Origin of the sequence: Idiomarina sp. PL1-037, from assembly GCF_034422975.1 — a bacterium.
GTDB lineage: Bacteria > Pseudomonadota > Gammaproteobacteria > Enterobacterales > Alteromonadaceae > Idiomarina.
Genome location: NZ_CP139873.1, coordinates 340,422 through 362,361, shown reverse-complemented (window position 1 = coordinate 362,361; position 21,940 = coordinate 340,422). Strand labels below are relative to the sequence as shown.

The following is a 21,940-nucleotide window of genomic DNA, read 5'->3' as shown; positions in this document are numbered from 1 at the left end:
GCCTCTGCCACTACGGTGCCTCACTCAAATTACGCAAAAGCATTAACAGCGCCGCAACACTGCGCGCTTCAGAAAAGTCGGGTTGAGCCAACAAGTTGTCAATATCGCCTAATGGCCAAGTCACTTTTTCCAGCGGCTCAGGTTCGTCACCCGGCAAGCTTTCGGGGTATAAGTCGCGAGCTACGAAAACACTCATTTTGGCGGAGAAAAACTGAGGTGCGAGAGACACTTCCATTAAGAAGTCAAGTTGGCGGCTACCATAACCCACCTCTTCTTTTAGCTCGCGCTGAGCTGCTTCTTCCGGGCTTTCACCCGGGTCAATTAGACCCTTAGGGAAACCTAATTGATAGTCGTGAAGGCCTGCTGCGTATTCCCGTATCAGTAACAAAGTCTCTTCATCCAAGTAGGGGACAATCATAACTGCCCCCCGACCACTGCCTTTCATGCGCTCAAACTGACGCTGCTCGCCATTGCTAAATTTAAGATCGACAGCTTCAATACGCATTAAGCGACTTTGCGCTACGACACGACGTGCCAGAATTTGCGGGACTTGTTTTTCTTTACTCATACAACGGTTCCAAGTCATTGTCTCTCTTTACTATAACGACTCTGCGCACAGAAAACAGTGTCAATTTACGCTTTTCTTATACAGTGCTACTATCTAAAACCCGTACACCGGTTGTGAAGCGAGAAATATGACTGCAATAAAGCCTGAAACCGAAACTGAATTCGATGTCGTCGTCATCGGTACTGGCCCGGGCGGCGAAGGCGCTGCAATGCAATTGGCCAAAAGCGGCTACAACGTTGCCATAGTAGAAAAGCATAAGGCCCTTGGCGGCGGTTGCACGCATTGGGGAACCATTCCCTCCAAAGCCTTACGACACTCCGTCAGCCGCCTCATTGAATACAATAATAATCCATTGTTTTCCGGGCCAGGCTGGCAGAGCGGTATAACTTTCAGTCACATATTGCACTATGCCGAATCGGTTATTCGTAAACAGGTGAAATTGCGCAGTTCGTTTTACGACCGTAACGACGTTACTGTGGTGCACGGTACCGCTTCTTTTTTGGATAAAAACCGTATTAGGGTCACTAAACTGGATGGCTCCGTCGATGATTTGATCACAAAACATGTCGTTATCGCCACCGGTTCTCGCCCGTACAACCCGGAAGACGTAGACTTTTCGCATCCGCGAATTTACGACTCAGACAAAGTACTGTCTTTGTCTCACGAGCCGAAAACCATTCTGATATACGGTGCCGGTGTGGTAGGCAGTGAATACGCCAGTATTTTCCGGGGTATGGGCGTAAAAGTGGACTTAATAAACCAACGTGAACGGCTGCTTTCTTTTCTGGATGCGGAAATTTCAGATGCGCTGAGTTATCACTTGCGCAACAGTGGCGTTGTCATTCGTCACAACGAAGAATACGAAAGCATTACCGGACATGACGACAAAGTGGTGCTGAAAACCAAGTCTGGTAAGACCATGGCTGCCGACTGTCTGCTTTTTGCTAATGGTCGTTCCGGCAACATTGAACAGCTTGACTGCCAGGCGGTGGGTCTGGAACCCAACTATCGCGGCCAGCTGGAAGTAAATGAAAACTACCAGACCAGTGTCGATAATATCTATGCGGTCGGCGACATTATCGGTTACCCCAGCTTAGCCAGCGCAGCGTACGATCAGGGCCGGATTTGTGCTTCCGCTATTATTAACGGTAATTGCGACAAAGCACTTATCAGCGATATTCCTACGGGCATTTATACCATTCCGGAAATTAGCTCGGTTGGCAAAACCGAAGAAGAGCTGACTGAAATGAAAGTGCCTTATGAGGTGGGTCGTGCGCAGTTTAAGCACCTTGCACGGGCACAAATTTCCGGTGCTGATGTGGGCTGCCTGAAGTTGTTATTCCACCGCGAAACGCGCGAGCTGCTGGGACTTCACTGCTTTGGCGAGCGAGCTTCAGAAATTATCCACATTGGTCAGGCTATTATGGAACAAAAAAACGGTGGCAATACCATCGACTACTTCGTCAATACCACCTTTAACTACCCGACTATGGCGGAAGCTTACCGAGTTGCAGCGCTTAACGGTATTAACCGTCTGTTGCTATAACCAGGGCTATTGCCGTTGCTGATTCAGCGGCAGCTCAATACATACGCATAAGCCGCCTCCCGGGCGGTTTTGCAGTTTTATACTGCCGTCGTGCCGGTCGACAATACGCTTAATAATAGCCAGCCCCAGACCGGAACCAACACCACCACGCGCTTTATCGCCTTGAGTAAAGGGTTCAAATAATGTCGCCTGCTGCTCCTCGGGAATGCCCGGACCATCATCAGTTATCCTGAACCAAACACGCTTTTGTTTCTTATCGTGCCCGGAGCTGACCACCGCCTGACTTTTACCGTAACGTTCGGCGTTTTCCAGCAAATTAATAATGACTCGCTTCATAGACAAGGGGCGTAACCAAACTCTGGGCAACGTGCCTAAATTAAGCTCAAACTGCTTTTGCCAGTTATCCGGGACATTCGCCACAGTTTGTTCTATCAGCTCATTCAGTGACTCCCTGCTACTGGACTCCTGCTGATCAAGACGAACATAATCGATAAACTGATCAATAATGTCGTTCATGTCGTCTATATCTTCAATAATGCCCTGAGCCAGACCGTCTTCGCCCTGTGGCATCATTTCCGCAGCCAGACGAATGCGAGTCAGAGGGGTTCTTAAGTCGTGAGAAACACCGGCCATTAAAAGGTTACGGTCATTTTCCAATTCGCGGATACCGCGCGACATTTGATTAAAAGCGCGGGTCACAGACACAATTTCTGTGGCACCTTTTTCAGAGAGCTGCTCAGGGAATTCTCCCCGACCCACTCGTCGGGCAGAATTCTCCAGAGCTTTTAACGGTCGGTTTAACCAGTTAGCAAATAGCATCCCCCCAAACACGCTCAGCAAACCAATGAGTACCAGGTACATTACCAATGGTGAGAAGCGCCCCTGCTGCATACTTTCCAGGGGCACGCGTATCCAGAAGTCAGGCGCACGCGGAGGTTTTACCCACAAATAGAATTTATTGCCCTGAGCCACCCGCACCTGGGCTTTGCCACCCAACATATTGCTCATGTCATCCGATAAATAACCATAATAGGTTGAGTTACCTAAGCCCTGCTTCTCGGCAGCTTCATCATTAAAGACTTCGATGCCGGTTGCTTCAGCATAATTGGTCATCAGTTCCCGCTCGGTTTCAGCCAGATGCTGACGGGGGATAAACATGGTGCGGATGTGTTTAGCAACCAATTCATTAATTTGTTCTATCGAGGGTCTGACAACATAATTGCTGACCATCACATAAGAAACAAGCTGATTGATAAGCAACACCAGAGCCAGCAGCGCTACCGTGCGGGAAAACGCTGACTTGGGAAAAAATTTCATCAGGACTTCAGCTGACCATCCGGCACAAACACGTAGCCCAGACCCCACACCGTCTGAATATATCGGGGTTTGGTCGGGTCCGCCTCCAGCATACGTCTTAAACGAGATACCTGAACGTCAATCGAGCGCTCAAGCGCGCTGTAGTCACGACCACGAGCCAGATGCATTAACTTATCGCGCGAAAGTGGCTGTCGTGCGTTATTGACGAGAGCTTTGAGTACCGCAAACTCACCACTGGTTAGCGGCATAGGTGTCTCGCCACGAAACATTTCTCGAGTGCCCAGGTTTAGCCTGAATTCACCAAAGGTTATTTCCTGATCTTCCTGCGAGGGAGCACCCGGGGCTTCGGTACCTCGCCGACGCAGCACCGCTCTCACCCGCGCCAGCAATTCTCTAGGGTTAAAAGGCTTGGCCAGATAATCATCAGCACCGAGTTCCAGGCCGATAATACGATCAACCTCGTCACCTTTTGCAGTGAGCATAATGACGGGCAGGTTGTTTCCTTCGCTGCGCAACCGTTTACAAATGGAGAGCCCGTCTTCGCCCGGCAGCATTAAATCCAGTACTAATAGATTAAAATTCTCGCGAGTCAGCAAACGGTCCATTTGTTCAGAGTCCTGCGCAACCCTTACCTGAAAGTTTTGCTCAGTAAGATAACGCTCCAGCAAGCTTCGCAGCCGAGCGTCATCGTCTACCACTAAAATTTTTAATGTTTCCTGCATCATCAGTTTTGTTTTCCAAGCTGGCATGCTCCAGCTATAAAGATACACCGCTTGCCTGGTTTATAGAAGTCGGCTTCTGTTAGCAAATGTTTCAGTTAACGATTCCAGTAACGTTGCATTTCAACGTACAGAAACGAAGCCGTCCAGGTAATTAAAACCAGCCCTGTTAAGCCTTCTACACCAGTTAAGAACCTTAGAGTACCGGATGGCTCAATATCACCAAAGCCCACCGTAGTAAAAACCGTAAAAGAAAAGTATAAGGCATCTATAAAGCTGCCGTCGAAATTGCCGACTAACGTGCCAAACCCCTCTTCGTGATGCATAACGTAATAAGCGAGCGCAAAGAAACCAACTTCGACAGCGTGTGCGATTATTGCAAGCATAACCCCAAACATCAGTCGAATTTGACTGAACATTTTCATTTTGGTTATTACCCAACCTATTCGGCTTAGCGCCTCATAGTGAAAAATCACGGTTAAACCAACGATAATTGAGTTACACAGGAAAGAAATAAGCATATTGTCGTTTGCCCCACCAGGCAGCGGATAAAGAAAACTGTGTTAAATGGACAAGATTGTCCCAAAGCCAGAAACAACTCAAATAGTATTTAGGGCGTTAAGGCTATAGAGCTCCAACGCCCTGCACTAAACTTACTTCTTACGAAGATCTTGTAGAGCTTCATTCATCTTAAACAGAACAATCAACAGCTCACACCAAATTCTTGCACCAATAGCTCCACCTGCGGCAGTAAGTAACCCCATAATAAAGCTCCCAAAGGTAAAACCTTCGTATCCAGCAAACATAGTACCTATACCACCAATAACCGCAGCCAGAAGCAAAAGCCAGTATACAAAGGTAATGATCTTCGGCGTCAGCATATTGTTAAAAAATAGAACGTCTTTCATTTTTATCTCCTTATTATTTTAGCGTAAACAGCTTTTGTAGTAAGAAAAGAATAAATCGACAGAGTTTACGCAATGCCTGATATCCTTTTCAGAACAGAAACTATCTACTTGATATTAATCGACTTAGATGAAGTTCACAATATCCGGCAACTACTGTTTACAAAAGAAGATGATAAGTCGCACAGCATTGACCTTTTATTAACCGACTTTAGTAACCATATAAGCTGAAACACAACTTAGTAAAGAGGGAACTCTATGACGACTTATAAAGCAATAAAACTGATTAAACGCCCAGAGCCGGGCCCTGTCTTACCTGATATTTTTGAAGTAACAGAAAAGGAGCTCCCAAAAGCAGGCTCTGGTGAAATATTAATTAAACAACGACAAATGTCGCTGGACCCTGCCATGTTTGGCTGGATGAGCCCTGATACCGAGAGCTACATACCGCCGGTTGAATTAAACACGGTAATGCGCAGCTCAGGTGTTGGAGAGGTTGTCGAGAGTAACCATCCTGACTTCGAAGTCGGCGACCGGGTTATGGGCATGATGGGCTGGCAGGAATATGCACTGAGCGATGGTAAGGGCATTAACAAGGTTCAGGCCGACGTACCTGACGAGACCGTACTCTCAGTATTCGCTTTACCGGGGTTAACCGCTACTCAAGGGTTACTTAATGTAGGCAAACCTCAAAATGGAGAGACCCTTGTAGTAACAGGTGCTGCCGGCTCAGTAGGCTCAATTGTGGGTCAAATAGCAAAAGCCGAAGGCCTCACAGTGATAGGAGTTGTCGGCAGCGAAGAAAAAGCCAACTGGATTGTTGACGAACTTGGCTTTGACGGTGCGATTAATTATAAAACTGATGACTTGCGCGACCAACTGACTAAACTGACCCCTGATGGCGTAGATTTATACTTTGAAAACACCGGTGGTCCCATTCAGGATTTAGTGGTTGAACGCATGAACGCGCACGGTCGTGTGGTGGTTTGCGGCATGATAGCCGACTACGATAAAGAAGTACCCAGCCCCGGGCCAAGTTGGGTGCCTGTTATTAAAAAGCGCCTGACAATTCAGGGCTTTACCATGCCCGATCACTTCGACCAAATTCCAACCTTGCTGCAACAACTGACGCCTTACGTTATGTCCGGCAAGATAAAACATCGTTCGCATATTCTTGAAGGGTTGGAGTCAGCCATTGAGGGACTGAATATGTTCTTTACCGGCGACAATAAAGGCAAATTGATTGTGAAACTGTAAACCGTTGAAAAAACACCTATAGTTTATTACAACCAGCCTTTTTGATGAGCGATGCGAGCAGCCTCAGTCCGGTTGCTCGCATGCAGTTTATTGATTGACTCAGAAAGGTAATTTCTCGCGGTACCTGGAGCAATAAATAACTGTTCTGCGATGGCTTGAGTGGTTAATCCCTGACTTGCCAGACGTAGTGCTTTACGCTCTTTTTCTGTCAACGGGTCACGCTCTCCAAGAGCCTGAAGAAGAAGCTCATTACTTATCACTTGCTCACCCATACAAACCCGTTGCAACGACGTGATCAGTTCATTAATGGGCGCATCTTTTAGTAGAAAACCACGAACACCTGAATCAATAGCTCGCCTAATATAACCGGCTCGGTTAAAGGTGGTGATAATCACCGAACGAAGGTTTGGTTGTTTCTGCTGCGCCCACTGAACTAGCTCAAGCCCGGAAAGGTTAGGCATTTCAATATCGCTCAGCAAAACATTGTAATCACATTCTTGTAATTTTTTTTGAGCATCAACGCCATCCAAGGCTTCATCAACATGGTAATCAGACTCCAGTCGCAACAAACTTGCCAGCGCAGTTCTCACCATGGTTTGATCTTCAGCTAAGAGAATTTTCATACCTGTTGCTCTGCGAGTTTTGGTAAGAGGAGAGCCACTTCACACCCTTTGTTTGCTGATATTGCCACAGAGCCCCCAAGCTCTTTCATCCGCAACTCTACCCCTTTCAAACCGTTTCCAGAACTAACTTCATGGCAATTACCATTGTCGGTTACTTTAATATGGTAGGTGTTTGCTGTTTCGTCAAAATGAATCAAGCATTGTTGACCATTGCTGTGACGAATAATATTGGTTACCAATTCGGTTATTGCTAACACCAGTGAGGTTTCCCGTTGCTCATCTATTATCGGCGGTGTACCGGTTATCCGAGTACTGAAGCCTCCGTCAGCCAAACGCTGCTCAAGTCGTCTCAGCTCAAGCTGTAACCCTCCATGCTTGTACCCCGAAACACTCTGCCGCACCTGCGAAAGAGATTCACGAGCAATTTCACTCAGCTCTACTAACTGCTCAGATGCTTCATCATAACGCCGCTTAGAAAGTTGTGCGTTGGCAAGATCAGATTTCAAAATAATACTGGAAAGCGTATGACCCAAAATGTCATGCAAGTCCCTGGCTATCCGCTCCCGTTCAACACTGGTCGCTAAATGCTCGATCTCTTCAGCATCACGTTCTTGCTCTTCAGCATGTTGCTGTCTGAGTCGTTCAACCCGGCCAAAAATAGAGACAGTAACAACAATGACAATGCCGTAGGGCAAAAAGAGAGCCCATCTGGTTCCAGGACCAAAATGGAAGGCGGCTAAGGTAAGAAGAATGCCGGTAACAGCCACGAGCGCAACCCGCCAGTTATAAGCAAAACCAACAAAAAAACCCGCGTAACTAAAAAGAGCAATAGACCCCGGGTTTAGCGGTGTCACTGCGCAAGCAATAATGTACATGCCAAGGATTGGCCACAGCATTTGCTCACGCGGCACCGAATAACAACAGTAATAAAGGCCAATAAAAATCAACATCGCCGCCACCATGACGACAATTTCCCAAACCTGATACGGAAAAAGCACCATCGGTAAAATATAGAAACCGAGGTTAAAAAGGTAAATCCACGCATGTTTTTGTTCGCGTGCCCGCTGCTTATCTGACATACCGCTGCTCTTTGCTGTTCCTCATTTTTATTATGGCCGCTACAAAGCAAGCACACCAGTGACAAATGTCATTCCTAATTGATGACATACGCAACTACCGGTTCAAAGGCTGGCTGAATAGACTCATTAACAACGAATCAATGCACAAAGGCCGCCAATGAGTCCGATAAACCTTAAAATACAATCACTTAATAAACACTATGGCGCAAAAGCGGCGCTGACCAATGTCAGCCTTAATGCCTATGCGGGTGAAGTCATTGCCGTACTTGGAAAAAACGGAGCCGGCAAAACCACCTTAATTAACAGCATACTTGGCATGCATGATTATGATGCTCAGAATTTAGAAGTTCTGGGGACTCAACTCACAAGCCAGCATAGGCCATTAACCATTCGGCAGCGTGTTGGGGTCATGATGCAGCTTAGTACCTTAAACGCCAACTTGACCGTCACCGAACAACTGGATTTATTTTGTAGTTATTATCCGTCAGGCACCACCCCGGAGTTTTTGCTGGAGGAGTTTGATTTAACTGGTATTGCTAAGCAACGTTTCGGGAAACTATCAGGCGGCCAGCGCCAGCAAGTTCTGTTTGCCATCGCGGTGGCCGGAAATCCCGACTTACTTTTTCTTGATGAGCCTACCGTGGGTATGGATGTTGAAGCACGCCACTTGCTTTGGCAGAAAATTAAACAACGCCGGCAGCATGGCTGCGCTTTAGTACTGACCACTCATTACATTGAAGAAGCAGAGCGTCTTGCCGATCGTGTTGCTGTCTTGCGGGACGGTCAAATTATTGCACAGGGACGAGTCAACGAGATTATTGCCGATCACGGCTCCCTCGAATCAGCCTACTTACAACTTATTCGGGAGCCCTCTCATGCTTAATTCGGATATTTATTTAAAAGAAAGCCTCTACGACTTACTCAGCTTATGGCGCACGCCCGCATTCTTTTTACCTGCCATGTTATTTCCACTCGTGTTTTACGTGTTCTTCGGTATTGTCTTTAACTTTAGCGCGGCACAAGGCGAGTATATGCTGGTTTCATACGCCTGCTTTGGCATGATGGGTCCAGCATTATTTAACTACGCAACCGCTGTTGCTAGTGACAGAGCACAAGGCTGGCTTACGCTGAAGCGTGTTTCCCCCATGCCTCTTTCTGCTTATGTGGTCGCTAAATTCTTTAGCAGTTTGGTTTTTGCCGCCTGCATTGCCTTACTGTTGTTTATTACGGCAGCACTTTTTGCCGACGTGCAATTATGGCCATGGCAGTGGAGCCTGCTCTTCATTGTTCTGTTAGCAGGAACTCTGCCATTTGCCTTAATTGGGTTACTCATGGGTCTCTCCCTGTCCGACAAAGCGGCCCCTGCTGTCGTCAATTTAGTTTATTTACCCATGGCGTTTTTATCCGGCCTTTGGGTGCCGATTCAGTTTTTACCCGATACCGTGCGCTACATCGCTTATGGACTGCCGTCGTACCACTACGCTCAACTGGCACATGCCGTTATCGGTACAAATCAGGGTCATAACTTATGGCTACACGGGCTTTATCTTGTCGCTTTTTGTGGCGTATTAATCGCCGTAATTTATTGGCGTTATCAGCGACTTTCTCGTTAAAGATTAGGTAAATGAAGACTAAGGTTATTGCCCCACCTTTTATAGCCGTTATTGTTCTAAATATTAAACAAATAAAGGCCAACACATTATGACTAAAGACCCTCCTTACATAGAAATCAGTTTGTCTCATGCCCAATGAGTTGCCTTACAATTAACCCGCAAAAAACCGTAATACACTCATTAACGTGCTGTACGCAATGGAAGCTATGGATTTGGCGCGTCGAGGCCGGAGTAACTCAGAAATAACGATATTTCCACTTTGCTCTAACTTTGCGCGCCATAAAATTAAAGAAATCACCTTTAAGGAGTATGTGCTGTTGGAAATAACTATATTTGAACGGATAAATGGCAACAGCAGCAGAGATCGGCTGTATATCACATCGTCTCCATTAGAGATTTGAAACTGGCTGGTCAGGCGATCATAAGATACCAATATTTGCGTATCTGCCACCTGATGATTTTGCTGCTGAATTCTTTTAAACATACTTTTCCATTAAGTAATCTTAACAAACTCACCGCTCACCAGCGCTTTTAAATCTTCAGGGGCTAGCTCCATATCTAAGCCCCTACGCCCGGCGCTTATAAATACGGTGGGGTTATAAGTTGCAGAGGTATCAATTATGGTTCTGAGCCGCTTTTTCTGGCCAAGCGGACTAACGCCTCCCAGAACATAACCAGTAACACGTTCGACATCACTCTGAGCCGCCATTGCAGCCTTCTTTGCACCCAAAGCTTTTGCTATCAACTTAAGGCTTAACCTTGATGACACCGGAATGATGCCTACAGCCAGTTCTTTGCCGTCAAGACTGACAACTAAGGTTTTGAATACTTGCTCCTGCGGAACGGCCAACTTCTCGGCAGCTTCGTCACCATAAGATTCACTGGCCGGGTCATGGGAATATTCGTGTACTTTAAAAGAAATCCTACTTTTCCTGGCTATATCAATTGCGGGAGTCATTTCGGCCAACCTAAATTAAACTTATTTTTAACAAACCAGGGCGATAAATAAACTATTTTACTTAAAAAGATTGAATTCCCTATCTTTTTTGTTAATAGTTCGTTATGAAACCAAATGTACTTTCAGGATAGTTTCTATGACCAAGACCACGCTAATGATTCGCCAGCAAATTAATCTTGGGTTTGTAGTAGTCTTAGTATTAGCTCTAGCTGTTATTGTCACCGTTGTCGAAATGAAGGTAAAGCCGGATTTAATTTCCCAGCAGCAACGGCAGATATCGGTCAATCAAGCCGGGCTGTCTGATTTACTTACCGCCCGGCTGGATCAAATTGAATTGCTGACAAGCACATTAGCTCTGGCTGCCTCAGAACTTCCTAAAGATAAAGAGTTATTCAAACAACTTTTCCCATCCATTATTGATAACCACGGCGACTCGGCCATTTCCGGCGGTGGAATCTGGCCCGAACCAAATGCTTTTACCGACGGTGTTCAACGTCGTAGCTTTTTCTGGGGGCGCACTGACAATGGCATAGAATATCTGGATGACTATAACGTGCCCGGTGGCTCTGGCTATCACAATGAAAGCTGGTATAAGGCCGGCAAAGGAGCGCCTTCAGACAGCTGTACCTGGTCAGAAGCTTACATCGACCCTTTTACTCAAACACCTATGGTAACTTGTACTATTCCTATTCAGGAAAACAGCCGTTTCGCCGGAGTTGCTACCGTGGACATGATGCTTGACGGTATCACTGAAATATTCGAGCAGTACGGAGAAGATAATGAGGGTTATGTCTTTGCAGTTGATTCCGCGGGACAAATGATTAGCTTTCCACAGTCTTCAGTTCAGATTGTAAAAAACGACGACTCCCTAATGACAGCCAGTGAACTGGCGAATAAAGCGACATGGCTAGAAGAAACCCTCAATACTGCGGTCAACCTTGAGGGAACCGAAACAGTCGAACTGGAAGAAGACGCTATTTTAGATGAAGCCGCACACGTTGATCTGATAAAGCACCCACAAACCGGATGGACAATTGGATTAATTGTACCGAAAGACAGAATGACCGCAGTGGCTCAGGATATGGGGCTTTTCCTGATGCTGGCTATTGGTGCTCTGCTATTGGCCGTTGGCATTCTGGCGGCATTCTTTTTCCGTAACCTATTGGCTAAGATCCAACAAACGACCAAACAGATTCAAGGGCTTATCAGTGGAGGTACCGCTCAGGCTCTGGAAGTCAGTACCATGAACGAAATAGGCGAACTGCGACAGGCAGTAAATGCTTATGGTAATAAACTGAAATCGATACTCGATGAAATTCATAATGAATCGAACAGCCTGGTTCATGATGCCGATAAACTGAAGATATTCAGCAATGAGTTTCTGGATAAAGCCAACAGCCTGAGTGATGAAAACCACACGCTGGCGGCGGCAACTGAAGAGCTGGGCGCCAGCTCACAGGATGTCGCTAACTTCGCCGACGAAACCAAAGTTACCGTTGAAAGAATTCATCAGGATGTACTGAACAGTGGCCAGGAAATGGCACGCGCAACAACGACCATGCAAACTCTGGCCAAAGCCATTGCGGATGCGCAGCGGAACATTCTGAAACTGGATGAGAACAGCAAACAGGCTAACGGCATGTTGAGTGTGATTCGTGATATTTCTGAGCAAACGAATCTATTAGCGCTAAACGCCGCAATTGAGGCCGCTCGTGCCGGAGAAAGTGGTCGGGGTTTCGCGGTTGTTGCCGATGAAGTCCGCAACCTGGCGGCAAAAAGCCAAAGCTCAGCGGTAGAAATAGAAGCCGTGCTTAATCAGCTGCAACTAGGCTCCAAAGAGTCGGTCGCTTCCATGGAGCACGGGCAGAACCAAACCAAGAATGCCGTTGAGTCGACGGAATCCACGTCGGAACACTTGCAGCAAGTAGTTGAAGCTTTCTCTCAAATAACAGAAAAAGCCACCCAGATAGCCGAGGCTTCTGCCGAACAGCAAAAAGTGTCGAATGAATTGAGTCAGTTTGTTAATCGCCTGCAAGCACTTACAGCAAGTAACGCGGACGATTCAAATCACTTAAGTCAAATGAGCGAAAAAATTGACGCCATTGCTAAGAGGCTAAATGCAATGAATTAGAATTGCTCCTCCCCCCGGTCACTGTACCTTATTCTGTTGAGGGCATTATTTCCTAGGGAGTTCAAACCTATATTCATGACGAACCAGCGGCCTTTCAACGTCTACCTGGTAGGTTTCTACCAGTACCTGTCCATTATCAAAAATACTGAATACACGAAACATCGGGGTGTGACGAGTTTCGTCCGGTATTTTTGTGCGTTCCAGTGCCGGCATATGTAAATAATGAACTCCGTCAATTTGCTTAGAGTGGTTAACCCGCTCCATATCCATATGCAAGTCGCCCGATATCACTGCTGCTAAATTCGGTTGCGCAACAATGTCTTTAAACCCTTCATGCGTCACACCTTTATCTGCATTTTCAGGGTACACACCCGTTTGTGCACCATGAACAACAAGCAGTACCGGCTTCGGAGCCAGATGCTCTATTTGCTCCTTCATCCAGGCAATGCCTTCATCGCCAAAATCCCGGCCAAAATCCGGTGAAGCGAACACCAAAGCAACAGAGTCGTGCTCCAGAACGTAGCTTGGCTTTTCTATGGAAATTTTACCGTCATTCCACAAGTTCGCATATTTCAGGTAACGCTCTACTGTATCCCCATGCTCTTCATTGCCCATAATAGGGTAGAATGGCAGGCTCAGGCGCTGCAGAACTGGCGTCACATTTTCGTATTGAATGACTGTGCCTTTGTGCGCAATGTCACCCACGCCAACAACAAAATCCATAGTGCCGTCTTCCGCCAATTTGTTTACATCATCAACGGCAGCAGATACACCCGGGAATTCCGCTTTAGGTTTAGGCTCAGCGTCGCCCAATACAGCAAATTTTAATACCAGATTGTCGTCAGAGTGAGAGGCCTCAGCACCATTAGCAAAAGCGCTCGTTAAGCTCATGAATACTAGCAGGGAAATAACAGATAAAACGCGAATTACGGACATATAGCGACGCTCTTTGTTGGTGTTGAATCACGGGAGCGGATGCTATCGAATGAATGTGTCATTGGCGTGACAATTTGATGACAACCCATCAGACAAACGAGGCCGTTTTACTAACTAACGAATTTAGACATCGCGCAGCTCTGCGGTTGCTCACCCCCTTCAAGACCCGCTTTAACTCCTGCTCTATTTCGTTCTGGCAAGTTTTGGCTCGCTTTCAATTTACCTGTCAGCGTTTCAATTTCTATCTCTATACCAACAATAGCCTTAACTAAGCGGTCGGTGAAATCCTGAGGGGCGTCATCTACCTGCCACGGCTCATTCATTCCTGACTCATGCTGGTTTGTTAGTTTCGTTAAATGCTGCTTTAGCCAAGTTGCATCTTCAACAACCCTGGCTTTCCCTGCCGCATGCACAGCCAGATAATTCCAGGTTGGTACAACTCGCCCGGTTTCTGCTTTGGAGGGATACCACGAAGGAGAAACATAGCCACCCGGTCCCTGGAAAACGGCTAACACGCCAAAACCATAATCGCGAATATATTGGTGCAACTTTGCGTTGTCATCTTCCTCAAAGTGCTTCGGTATGTACATTTTTATGGTTTCAAATTAGTTTAAGTAATAACTTCTAAACCTTTTTTTTCGGCAATAGAAAGCATTTTAAGCGCCGCTCCGCGTGGCTTACTGTCGCCCTGCTCCCACTTCTTAACCAGTTTATCGCTGACATTCAGATATTGTGCGAATACGGGCTGTGATAACTTATATTTCAGTCTAAGAGCTCTAACCTGTTCAGCGGAAAATTCATGGACAGTGGTCAAGCATAACGCATCAAACTTGCGCATCGTTGTCTTATCTATCACACCCGAGTTTTTCAGACCCTTAGCCGTTTTATGAACAGACTTTAAAATATCACTCATAAATCACCTACCTCAATAAGCTCGCCCTCTTTGACAAGCTTACCTAACCGCTTTTTATCAAAGCTGATAAACATTCTAGCTAGCTCTTTTAAAGCAACCTTCTCTTTAGAACTGATATTAGTCTTTTTATTTTTCGCAAACACATAGAGAAAAAAGTACTTGTTACCTATAACAGCACCAACAATTGTTCTATACCCGCCGCGTTTTCCTTTATTGCTATAAGCCATACGCTTTTTATAAACATTACCGCCTAAGTCTGCATCAATAAGGCCTTTACTCATTCAATTCTAAACAGGGGAAACGTGAGCTAAGTCGTACTATCAAAAAATAGAGCGAACCATATAGTAAAAACGGTCATCTTCGCTACTCGCGCTAAAACCGTTACGCTGATATAACCGAACTGCGGGGCTACTTTTAAATACTTTCAACCGGAGTGTATTGACCTTCTCTTCCCTTGCAAGCTTTTCTGCCTGCGCGAGTGCCTGAGAACCAATTCCCCTCCCCTGATACCGCTCATCCACCTGCAAGTCTCGCAGGTGACAACCATCATCATCGAAAGACAGTCTGATAACGCCGACAGGTTCGCCCTCAAATAGAATGTCAAAATTCATCAGCTCACGCGTCATTTTCTCAATTTCAACGCTGTCCCACTCGACCGAATACTGTTCGTAGTATGAACGCATATTGGCAAGGGTTAGCTCTGCAGCGCTACTCAGGTTCCTAGCAGGACTGAAGGTAATTATTATGATTCCCCCTGTTTAAGTTACCTTGTATAACCACTCTTCCGTCAAGTACTTCGTTTCTACCAGAGCCTTTGCGGCGGATAACTCTTGCGGTAAATAGTCATCAACTTGGGTTTGATAAGCCTGAGTAAACTGATTCATAAAAGCGTCAATAATGGCGGTTCGGGTTAAGCCTGTCTGGCTACGCATAGGGTCAACTCGTTTATTGGCACTGGTAATGCCTTTATCCGAGAGTTTCTCACGCCCAGTACGTAATACCTGTAGCATTTTATTGGCGTCGATATCATAAGCGAGAGTCGCATGATGCACGACAACGCCATTGGCCAAGCGCTTTTGTGCTGCTCCGCCTATTTTTCCTTGCGCAGAAGCTATATCATTTAACGGTTTATAGTAAGCTTTAATACCAACCTCAGCTAATGCCGCCAGAACCCAGGCATCTAAAAATTCATAAGACTTTTCAATGCTCATGCCATCGACTAATGAGGTGGGTACCGTTAATGAATAAGTAATGCAATTACCGGGTTCCATGAACATAGCGCCACCACCTGTCGCCCGTCGTACAACTTGTACATTGGCGTCTTTCGCGGCGGCCATATCCACTTCATTTTTTACTGACTGGAAAGAACCAATCACCACCACAGAGTCGTCCCAGTCCCAAAACCTTAATGTTGGGCCTCGTAAACCTTTGGCAACTGAGTCCGCTATCACTTCGTCTAACGCGGCATGTTCTGCTGCGGGCAGTGTTACTGGTGGAATAAGAGTAAATTGATGATCAAGCCAGCTGCTCGCCTTACCTAAGGCTCGTCGTATAGCCGTAGCAACAGCTTCGGCGGAAAAACCAAACATCATTACATCGTCATCGAGCGCTTCATCAATTGCGGCAGCGAGCGTTTTATGGCTTGAGGTTTCGGGGAGTCCGGTTAAAGCCTCATTGATTATGTTTAGCGCAGAGTCAGGTTCTAAGAAAAAGTCGCCTGAAATACTGACCTCACTCAGACAGCCATCTTCTAAATTAACATCAGCAACGACTAATTTACCGCCTGGTACTTTATATTCTCCGTGCATGACTTCCCCCATTGATTCATCTCAGAATACTAACCCGTCCAAACTCTAGCGGTACATCACAACCCGGTTTCGGCCCCCACGCTTACCTTCATACAACATGTTATCTGCGCGTGTGATGAGGGCGTCGAGGTCGTCATCTTCTGCATGTGCTGCCGCAATACCTATGGTCACGCTCAAGCGCAGCTCGCTTAATTCGTCGGTTAATGACAATGCTTCAACATTCGCATTCAGACGCTCGGCTACGGCTTGCGCGTCGCTGGGGCTGGTATGCGGCAGGCCTACGACAAACTCTTCACCACCAAAACGTCCTATAACATCCTTGGGGCGTAACGACTGTTCACAAACCTCAGCTATTTTTGTCAAAATTAAGTCTCCGCGAGTATGGCCCCAGGTGTCATTAATGCGCTTAAAATGGTCTACGTCGATCATGAAGAGGCAAAACGGTGTTTTTTCTAACTGAGCTCGTTGCAACAGCGCTTCGGCCCGCTTCATAAAATGGCTTCGGCTATCCAGCCCGGTCAGTGCGTCCCGCTCAGCCACCATGCGCAATTGCAATTCCAGTGATTTCCTGTGCTTTATTTCCTTAAGCAGATCACTATTTTGATCACGCTCATCCTGAAGTAGAGCGAATTGCTTGCGTTGCAGAAATTCTATGCGTAATAAAGCACAGTAGCCCACAATATTGGCCATAATCAACAATAGCGCCAGACTAAGCGCATCGGTCGGAGAAATTCCAGCATAAATTATTGCAGACGCCAAAAAACCAACACTTAAGTAGAGACTCGCTAACGCCGCCACTGTAAGCAGGTTGGGAATAAGAAGATAGAAAGCCATTATCGCAACCACCACCGCAGTGATCTGGGTGAGAATACTTTCCGGGCGCAACGGAACAATCAGAATAATGCCCGTAGCCAGAACCCATAGCGACAAACCATGCAACCAAGTGTTTCGGGAGTAACCGCCCCAATGTCCGATAACGAAAGCCAGCACAATACAAGAGCTCACCACGGCTATGCGCATAGTAAGCAGCAAATAAAATTCGTGAGTTAATCCCAGCAGGTTGTAATCGGTAATGCCAAACATGGCAAAAACCGCCGCCACAAGAAGCAATGCAAGGCGGGACTCGAAACGTACCCTTGCTTTAATGGAGTTACGATAACGAGACTCTTTACCGGGATCGAAAAACTGTCCCGTCAGCCAATGCATGTCATATTGCTTTTTTTGTTGTGACAACGTTTTTTCCTGTCTAAACGGTAATTTTTTGCAGCCGGTAGCTTCTCATTCTGACCTTTTATTCACCGTTTTACTATATTACATATTAATCTTTTAACGCCTGAATTGACGTTTTGGTGTCACTAAGGTTCTCAGCCAACACGTCGAGTAGCTTCTGATACTCCGTCGACTTTTCTCCCAATTTGGTGCTATTTACCACATTTGCCAGTTCTTCATCTTCCTGCAGGCACTTATCCAAAATATCGGTTTTAGAATCCGCAGAGAAAAACTGAGTGAGTTCCCCTTCAATTATTTGCATCAGTTCTTTATCAGGGTCGGGTTTAGCCGGCAGCTCGCCGAGGTCCTTAACGATATTTTCAAACGGCTCAATAAAAGAGGCTCTTTCACTAGCAATGCTTTCAAGCTCGTTAGCAAGGTTATCATCCTCAACCACCTTCGCTATTTCACGGTAGTAATCCTTTGTCTCAATGACGAGCTTCAGAATCTCCATGCTATCGGCCTGATTATCTGTGCGTAATATCGACATATTATTCCTTGTTTTTATTTGGCACTGGCATATCGCCAACAATAACTTCAATCGCCTTTGAGATCACTTCAAACTCTGCCGGAGTATCGGTTTTAAACTCGCCATCGGCTTGAATCCTCTTGGGTCTGGAAGTTTTTATGCTAATTTTCCGGGCTTTTTTACAGACCACACGCTCGGCCGTTCGTAAATTACCGTGACGGAAATTTACCCCCAGTAATAACAACCGCCACCACCGTATTGGCTTCAAACAAAATACATTCAGTTGCCCATCCAGCAATGTGGAGTCTTCGTCAACAATATTTCCGCCACCATAAAAGCGACCATTCCCCACCGCCAGATGAATAGCTCTTACTGAGCCTTCCCAGTCATCGGCTTTTATAGTCACGTTAAAACTCTTATTACGCTTTGCGACGCTGGTAAATGCGCCTAGATAGGCAAACACGCCGAAATACTTCTTCATTTCTGATGTCAGCTCGCGAGTTACCTCTACGCCTAAGCCGACATGAGCAACATTTACAAAGTAATTACCGTTAACTTTTGCCACGTTTATGCGTTCTCGTTTGTCGTCAATAATAGCCTGTGCGGCAGCGACAACGTCCTGTGGCAGCCCCAGCGACCGCGCGAAATCATTCGCCGTACCCATAGGTAAAATAGCTAAGCTTTGTTGGCTTTTATAAATTGACTCTAACGCAGAGCTGATAGTTCCATCGCCACCAGCAACAATAATTGCGCCTTCTTGCTCACGGTTATTTTTAATGCAGGAAGCCATATGAGTTGCATTTTCAGTGACGCAAACCTCTACCTCAATGCCTGAGTTTCTGAGCAAATCGATAGCTTCTGTTAGCACATCAGAGTGACCGTCCCGGCTCTTCGGATTTACCACTAACAATGCATGTTGCAATGCCTTACCCCTTCCTAATTAAGTACTGCTTCCAATATAAGCGGTTTGCTCAAAGGCTGCAAAGCAGCAAAGTTTCACGTCTATCTTTATTATTTGGTATAATTTCTTATTCTATAAAAATAGTCATTAAACAAGGATGTCATATGCAATTTTTGTCACGCAAGATCTTTCTAGCTCTTGTCGGAATAATAGTCGTTTCTATTAGCATAGCGGCTCTTTTGCCTGAGAAAACAAAATTCCTCCGTTTTGAAGCTGATATCGGTAAAACAGAACAATACCGTTTAGATATGCGTACGCGGATACTAGATATAAATAACCGAGAGTGGCAAATAGCAGACACAGCATCCCTGCATAGCATATTACATTACCGTGTAGATAAGGTGGGCCCTGATATTAATGTTCGTGCCGTTCCCCAGGCACTAACATTTTCGTTTAATGAGAGCGTTGAGTTCAGCAACTCAAACCCTAAACGCAACTTGGAAAAGCCGGTTAGAGAACTGATTTCGTCAGGCTTCAACCAGACGATGAACCGGGAAACTGGAAGAACAACAGTAAGTGCAAAACAAGAAAGCAGAAACCTCCGGGAAGCGAGCAAACGACGAGTAGAGCAATTGCAACAAGTTATCCTGTCTCCGGTTGTGAACTGGGCTCTACCTATGGTTGAAGGGAAATCGGTCACTCTACATAGCTTTCAAGGGATCCCCTCGTTAGTTCTCAAGGTTGATAGCATTGATGAGAATAGCATTACTGTTGATATTACCAGAGAGACCAACGCCCCTGCAGATGCCCTGCCAATGATGGGCCCCCCCCCTAACCTGAAGGTAAGATGGTCGGAAGTTAACGGCCGTATGCGCATTAGCCGCGACGACGGCTGGATTGAAAACTTAGTACTTATTACAACTCAGAAAACCGTCACAGGTACCCCCCCCAAAAGAATTGATACGACACTCGTATTAAGGCGAAAAAGCGAACTGGTCATTGGTTCCACAGATGATTTTCTGGCTCCTTTTGAAATGGCAACTTTTCTCGCTGAGAATAACGGTTCATATGAGCTGTCTATGAGCTCTGCTGGCGAGTCGCCAGATTTTGATTTTGTTGGTGACCCTGTTGCTCATACCGAAACGGCATTCGCCATTAACCCAAAGGATAACAGCTTAGAGCTTAAGCTTGAATTTGTTGGACCCGAAGGCAAGGTTATGGGCGGGCTAACTTCCATTAACTCCCTGACTCTAATGGACAATGAAGGCAATAAGCTCAATATTCCTATGATGCTTAGATCAATAGAGCCCAATTACTCCGGGGCTAGCGAAATGAACATTTACTTAGTTCCGCTTGGCTGGGAGAAGACTGACTTAAGCAAAATATCCAGCATAACGGCAGTTATGGACTACATGCCTGCGGTAGAGCCTATTCCTGTTACGCTCCCGTTAGCCAAAGACGTCACTAGTATTCAACAAGGAAATGCGCAAGCGAGCGCAACCCCAACAGATGACGGCTGGATTATTGCAACAAGAGCCAGCGATCGCTCCTATTATATTCTTGACCAATACGCCGACTACCCCGGATTATCAGGACGCTGGAGCGACAAAGCTTTTCATGACTTAAAACCGTCAGTAGAGCTACAGCTTAGCCGAGTAGACGCTCCTGAGGCCTGGTATCAGCAATTTGTCATTAAAGGTAATGCCGACGAGTTTCCTTTAACGTACTATCAGGAACCACCAGAGGCGGACGTCAGACAAGTAAAGCTTCATTTTGCGAAAAAGCCGTTTTAATCTAAGACCGTTTCGCCTTACCTCAACGGACGCCTCCAACCTCGGCTTGATGTATTTGAAGAAGCCGGGGTTGGTACAATGACTCAAAGACTCTCTGCAGTCCAGCGCAATTGAGACCACGCAAGGCGCCGACTATTTACAGGGTATTTCAAAATCTACGTGGTAATGCTCGTCATGCCTAACCCAGGAGCGCCTTTTTGAAAACTCGACATACTTTGATAAATACTCGGAATATCGAGTTTTAAGCAAGTTAGGTTGCAACTCCGGGTCAAATATTACTCGCCAAAGGTCGTGCCCACGCTTCCTTGATTCCTTATGCACCGCAACGATATGGGCTGCGAGTGCTTCATAATCTATCGTGAAATTTTCGTAGCTGCTATTTGCATCAAACTCGATATTGTAACCAAATTTATTCAGTGGATTTGTCGGTAGGTGAACCGACTCACCATTTCCGTTTACAACGGGAACCATAAAGTCTACCGACAGCCCATTTTTATGGGTTTTATGTGGTTTGAACTGCCCCCCGTCTTTGTATCCAGTTTCTGCGTATTTATACACCTTTCCCGGTTGAGTCGTTTCCAGCTCTTTATAGGCTGCTATAATTATCTCTCTTACTTCGGAATGGACATAAGTTCTGCCCGCCAGTCTGGCTATTGTACTGTACCCCTCGAAATTTTCTCCCGATGCAGGAAGCTCTACGCCCCCTTCCAGTCTTCCGTTCGCGGTAGTACCAAAACAGGTGCTTTCACCAGCCGAAGCCAAAGATGAAAAAAAAATTAAAACGCCAGAAGAAAAGTTCATTTTCTTCTGCCGCCAACCGTTCAAACCACGCCTAGAGATAGCCCTCACGCCTTGAAGGGGGGGGCTCATTTCCAACCTTGGATCCATTTATCTTCACTTTTAAGTTCAAACCAATCGATTGAATATTCATTTCTCGAAAGCACTGATTCAATTTTGCATGAAATTACTGAGCCGTCTTCATCATACTCAACTTCTGATACCAAAAAATGCTTCTCGCGATTAAGCGGCTCTACTGCAGTCCACTTACTATTACGCAGTTTGGCTGGATTAATTTGATTCATATTGACTCCGTAATTCGTATTGCCTCACTAAAAAATCACTCTCCTTGCCTAAC

General features: G+C 46.1%; 26 protein-coding genes. 6 read left to right on the top strand and 20 right to left on the bottom strand.

The window, feature by feature from the left end:
* Nucleotides 1-10: 10 nt before the first annotated feature.
* Nucleotides 11-568, bottom strand: coding sequence for an ADP compounds hydrolase NudE (nudE, locus tag U0358_RS01715; RefSeq protein ID WP_317498778.1), 558 nt, complete (start codon nt 566-568; stop codon nt 11-13).
* Between the two features lie 127 nt (nt 569-695).
* On the opposite strand from nudE, the gene sthA reads away from it, so the two are divergent.
* Nucleotides 696-2,114 carry a Si-specific NAD(P)(+) transhydrogenase gene (gene sthA / locus U0358_RS01710; protein ID WP_322406823.1) on the top strand — a complete coding sequence of 473 codons (1,419 nt, stop codon included), beginning with the start codon at nt 696-698 and terminating at the stop codon, nt 2,112-2,114.
* A 6-nt stretch (nt 2,115-2,120) separates the two neighbouring features.
* On the opposite strand, the gene envZ is transcribed toward sthA, so the two are convergent.
* From envZ to U0358_RS01690, 4 genes are all read right to left on the bottom strand, one after another.
* Nucleotides 2,121-3,431 carry a two-component system sensor histidine kinase EnvZ gene (gene envZ, locus U0358_RS01705; RefSeq protein WP_322406822.1) on the bottom strand — a complete coding sequence of 437 codons (1,311 nt, stop codon included), beginning with the start codon at nt 3,429-3,431 and terminating at the stop codon, nt 2,121-2,123.
* A complete protein-coding gene (gene ompR, locus U0358_RS01700; RefSeq protein ID WP_322406821.1) occupies nt 3,431-4,180 on the bottom strand; it encodes an osmolarity response regulator transcription factor OmpR in 750 nt (249 codons plus the stop codon). The genes envZ and ompR overlap by 1 nt, the downstream gene beginning before the upstream one ends.
* Nucleotides 4,181-4,248: 68 nt before the next feature.
* Complete coding sequence (locus tag U0358_RS01695) at nt 4,249-4,575, bottom strand: potassium channel family protein (RefSeq protein WP_322406820.1); 327 nt, start codon at nt 4,573-4,575, stop codon at nt 4,249-4,251.
* 228 nt (nt 4,576-4,803) lie between these two features.
* On the bottom strand, nt 4,804-5,058 hold the full coding sequence (locus tag U0358_RS01690; protein ID WP_317498773.1) for a DUF4282 domain-containing protein: 255 nt from the start codon (nt 5,056-5,058) through the stop codon (nt 4,804-4,806).
* 255 nt (nt 5,059-5,313) lie between these two features.
* On the opposite strand from U0358_RS01690, the gene U0358_RS01685 reads away from it, so the two are divergent.
* Complete coding sequence (locus tag U0358_RS01685; RefSeq protein ID WP_322406819.1) at nt 5,314-6,312, top strand: NADP-dependent oxidoreductase; 999 nt, start codon at nt 5,314-5,316, stop codon at nt 6,310-6,312.
* A 26-nt stretch (nt 6,313-6,338) separates the two neighbouring features.
* Here U0358_RS01685 and U0358_RS01680 read toward each other — a convergent pair whose 3' ends face one another.
* On the bottom strand, nt 6,339-6,935 hold the full coding sequence (locus tag U0358_RS01680; protein WP_322406818.1) for a response regulator: 597 nt from the start codon (nt 6,933-6,935) through the stop codon (nt 6,339-6,341).
* The gene (locus tag U0358_RS01675) at nt 6,932-8,014 is read right to left on the bottom strand and encodes a sensor histidine kinase (protein WP_322406817.1); all 1,083 of its coding nucleotides are present in this window, start codon (nt 8,012-8,014) and stop codon (nt 6,932-6,934) included. The genes U0358_RS01680 and U0358_RS01675 overlap by 4 nt, the downstream gene beginning before the upstream one ends.
* A gap of 157 nt (nt 8,015-8,171) precedes the next feature.
* On the opposite strand from U0358_RS01675, the gene U0358_RS01670 reads away from it, so the two are divergent.
* Complete coding sequence (locus U0358_RS01670; RefSeq protein WP_322406816.1) at nt 8,172-8,897, top strand: ABC transporter ATP-binding protein; 726 nt, start codon at nt 8,172-8,174, stop codon at nt 8,895-8,897.
* Complete coding sequence (locus tag U0358_RS01665) at nt 8,890-9,627, top strand: ABC transporter permease (protein WP_322406815.1); 738 nt, start codon at nt 8,890-8,892, stop codon at nt 9,625-9,627. Before U0358_RS01670 ends, U0358_RS01665 begins: the two co-directional genes overlap by 8 nt.
* A gap of 151 nt (nt 9,628-9,778) precedes the next feature.
* Here U0358_RS01665 and U0358_RS01660 read toward each other — a convergent pair whose 3' ends face one another.
* Both U0358_RS01660 and ybaK read right to left on the bottom strand, forming a co-directional pair.
* A complete protein-coding gene (locus U0358_RS01660) occupies nt 9,779-10,111 on the bottom strand; it encodes a hypothetical protein (protein WP_322406814.1) in 333 nt (110 codons plus the stop codon).
* Nucleotides 10,112-10,120: 9 nt separating this feature from the next.
* Complete coding sequence (ybaK, locus tag U0358_RS01655) at nt 10,121-10,585, bottom strand: Cys-tRNA(Pro) deacylase (RefSeq protein WP_322406813.1); 465 nt, start codon at nt 10,583-10,585, stop codon at nt 10,121-10,123.
* Between the two features lie 136 nt (nt 10,586-10,721).
* On the opposite strand from ybaK, the gene U0358_RS01650 reads away from it, so the two are divergent.
* Nucleotides 10,722-12,716: a methyl-accepting chemotaxis protein gene (locus U0358_RS01650; protein WP_322406812.1), complete on the top strand. Its 1,995-nt coding sequence runs from the start codon at nt 10,722-10,724 to the stop codon at nt 12,714-12,716.
* Between the two features lie 45 nt (nt 12,717-12,761).
* Here U0358_RS01650 and U0358_RS01645 read toward each other — a convergent pair whose 3' ends face one another.
* From U0358_RS01645 to U0358_RS01605, 9 genes are all read right to left on the bottom strand, one after another.
* Entirely contained in the window at nt 12,762-13,607 is an 846-nt protein-coding gene (locus U0358_RS01645; RefSeq protein ID WP_322406811.1) for a metallophosphoesterase family protein, read from the bottom strand.
* A gap of 155 nt (nt 13,608-13,762) precedes the next feature.
* Nucleotides 13,763-14,242 (bottom strand): FMN-binding negative transcriptional regulator, encoded by a 480-nt coding sequence (locus U0358_RS01640; RefSeq protein WP_322406810.1) that lies wholly within the window; start codon nt 14,240-14,242, stop codon nt 13,763-13,765.
* Between the two features lie 20 nt (nt 14,243-14,262).
* Nucleotides 14,263-14,565 (bottom strand): helix-turn-helix domain-containing protein, encoded by a 303-nt coding sequence (locus U0358_RS01635; RefSeq protein ID WP_322406809.1) that lies wholly within the window; start codon nt 14,563-14,565, stop codon nt 14,263-14,265.
* Nucleotides 14,562-14,846 (bottom strand): type II toxin-antitoxin system RelE/ParE family toxin, encoded by a 285-nt coding sequence (locus U0358_RS01630; RefSeq protein WP_322406808.1) that lies wholly within the window; start codon nt 14,844-14,846, stop codon nt 14,562-14,564. The genes U0358_RS01635 and U0358_RS01630 overlap by 4 nt, the downstream gene beginning before the upstream one ends.
* A 39-nt stretch (nt 14,847-14,885) precedes the next feature.
* Nucleotides 14,886-15,248 carry a GNAT family N-acetyltransferase gene (locus tag U0358_RS01625; RefSeq protein WP_322406807.1) on the bottom strand — a complete coding sequence of 121 codons (363 nt, stop codon included), beginning with the start codon at nt 15,246-15,248 and terminating at the stop codon, nt 14,886-14,888.
* A 75-nt stretch (nt 15,249-15,323) separates the two neighbouring features.
* Nucleotides 15,324-16,373 carry a lipoate-protein ligase LplAB gene (locus U0358_RS01620; RefSeq protein WP_322406806.1) on the bottom strand — a complete coding sequence of 350 codons (1,050 nt, stop codon included), beginning with the start codon at nt 16,371-16,373 and terminating at the stop codon, nt 15,324-15,326.
* Nucleotides 16,374-16,418: 45 nt separating this feature from the next.
* The gene (locus U0358_RS01615; protein ID WP_322406805.1) at nt 16,419-17,606 is read right to left on the bottom strand and encodes a GGDEF domain-containing protein; all 1,188 of its coding nucleotides are present in this window, start codon (nt 17,604-17,606) and stop codon (nt 16,419-16,421) included.
* An 85-nt stretch (nt 17,607-17,691) separates the two neighbouring features.
* Entirely contained in the window at nt 17,692-18,132 is a 441-nt protein-coding gene (locus tag U0358_RS01610; protein WP_322406804.1) for a hypothetical protein, read from the bottom strand.
* A 1-nt stretch (nt 18,133) separates the two neighbouring features.
* On the bottom strand, nt 18,134-19,033 hold the full coding sequence (locus U0358_RS01605; RefSeq protein ID WP_322406803.1) for a lipid kinase: 900 nt from the start codon (nt 19,031-19,033) through the stop codon (nt 18,134-18,136).
* A 143-nt stretch (nt 19,034-19,176) separates the two neighbouring features.
* On the opposite strand from U0358_RS01605, the gene U0358_RS01600 reads away from it, so the two are divergent.
* The gene (locus U0358_RS01600; RefSeq protein WP_322406802.1) at nt 19,177-20,805 is read left to right on the top strand and encodes a hypothetical protein; all 1,629 of its coding nucleotides are present in this window, start codon (nt 19,177-19,179) and stop codon (nt 20,803-20,805) included.
* Between the two features lie 132 nt (nt 20,806-20,937).
* Here the strand turns inward: U0358_RS01600 and U0358_RS01595 are convergent, their stop codons facing one another.
* Together U0358_RS01595 and U0358_RS01590 are read right to left on the bottom strand one after the other, a co-directional pair.
* Entirely contained in the window at nt 20,938-21,693 is a 756-nt protein-coding gene (locus tag U0358_RS01595) for a penicillin-insensitive murein endopeptidase (protein WP_322406801.1), read from the bottom strand.
* The gene (locus U0358_RS01590) at nt 21,672-21,887 is read right to left on the bottom strand and encodes a TIGR02450 family Trp-rich protein (protein WP_322406800.1); all 216 of its coding nucleotides are present in this window, start codon (nt 21,885-21,887) and stop codon (nt 21,672-21,674) included. The genes U0358_RS01595 and U0358_RS01590 overlap by 22 nt, the downstream gene beginning before the upstream one ends.
* Nucleotides 21,888-21,940 lie beyond the last annotated feature (53 nt).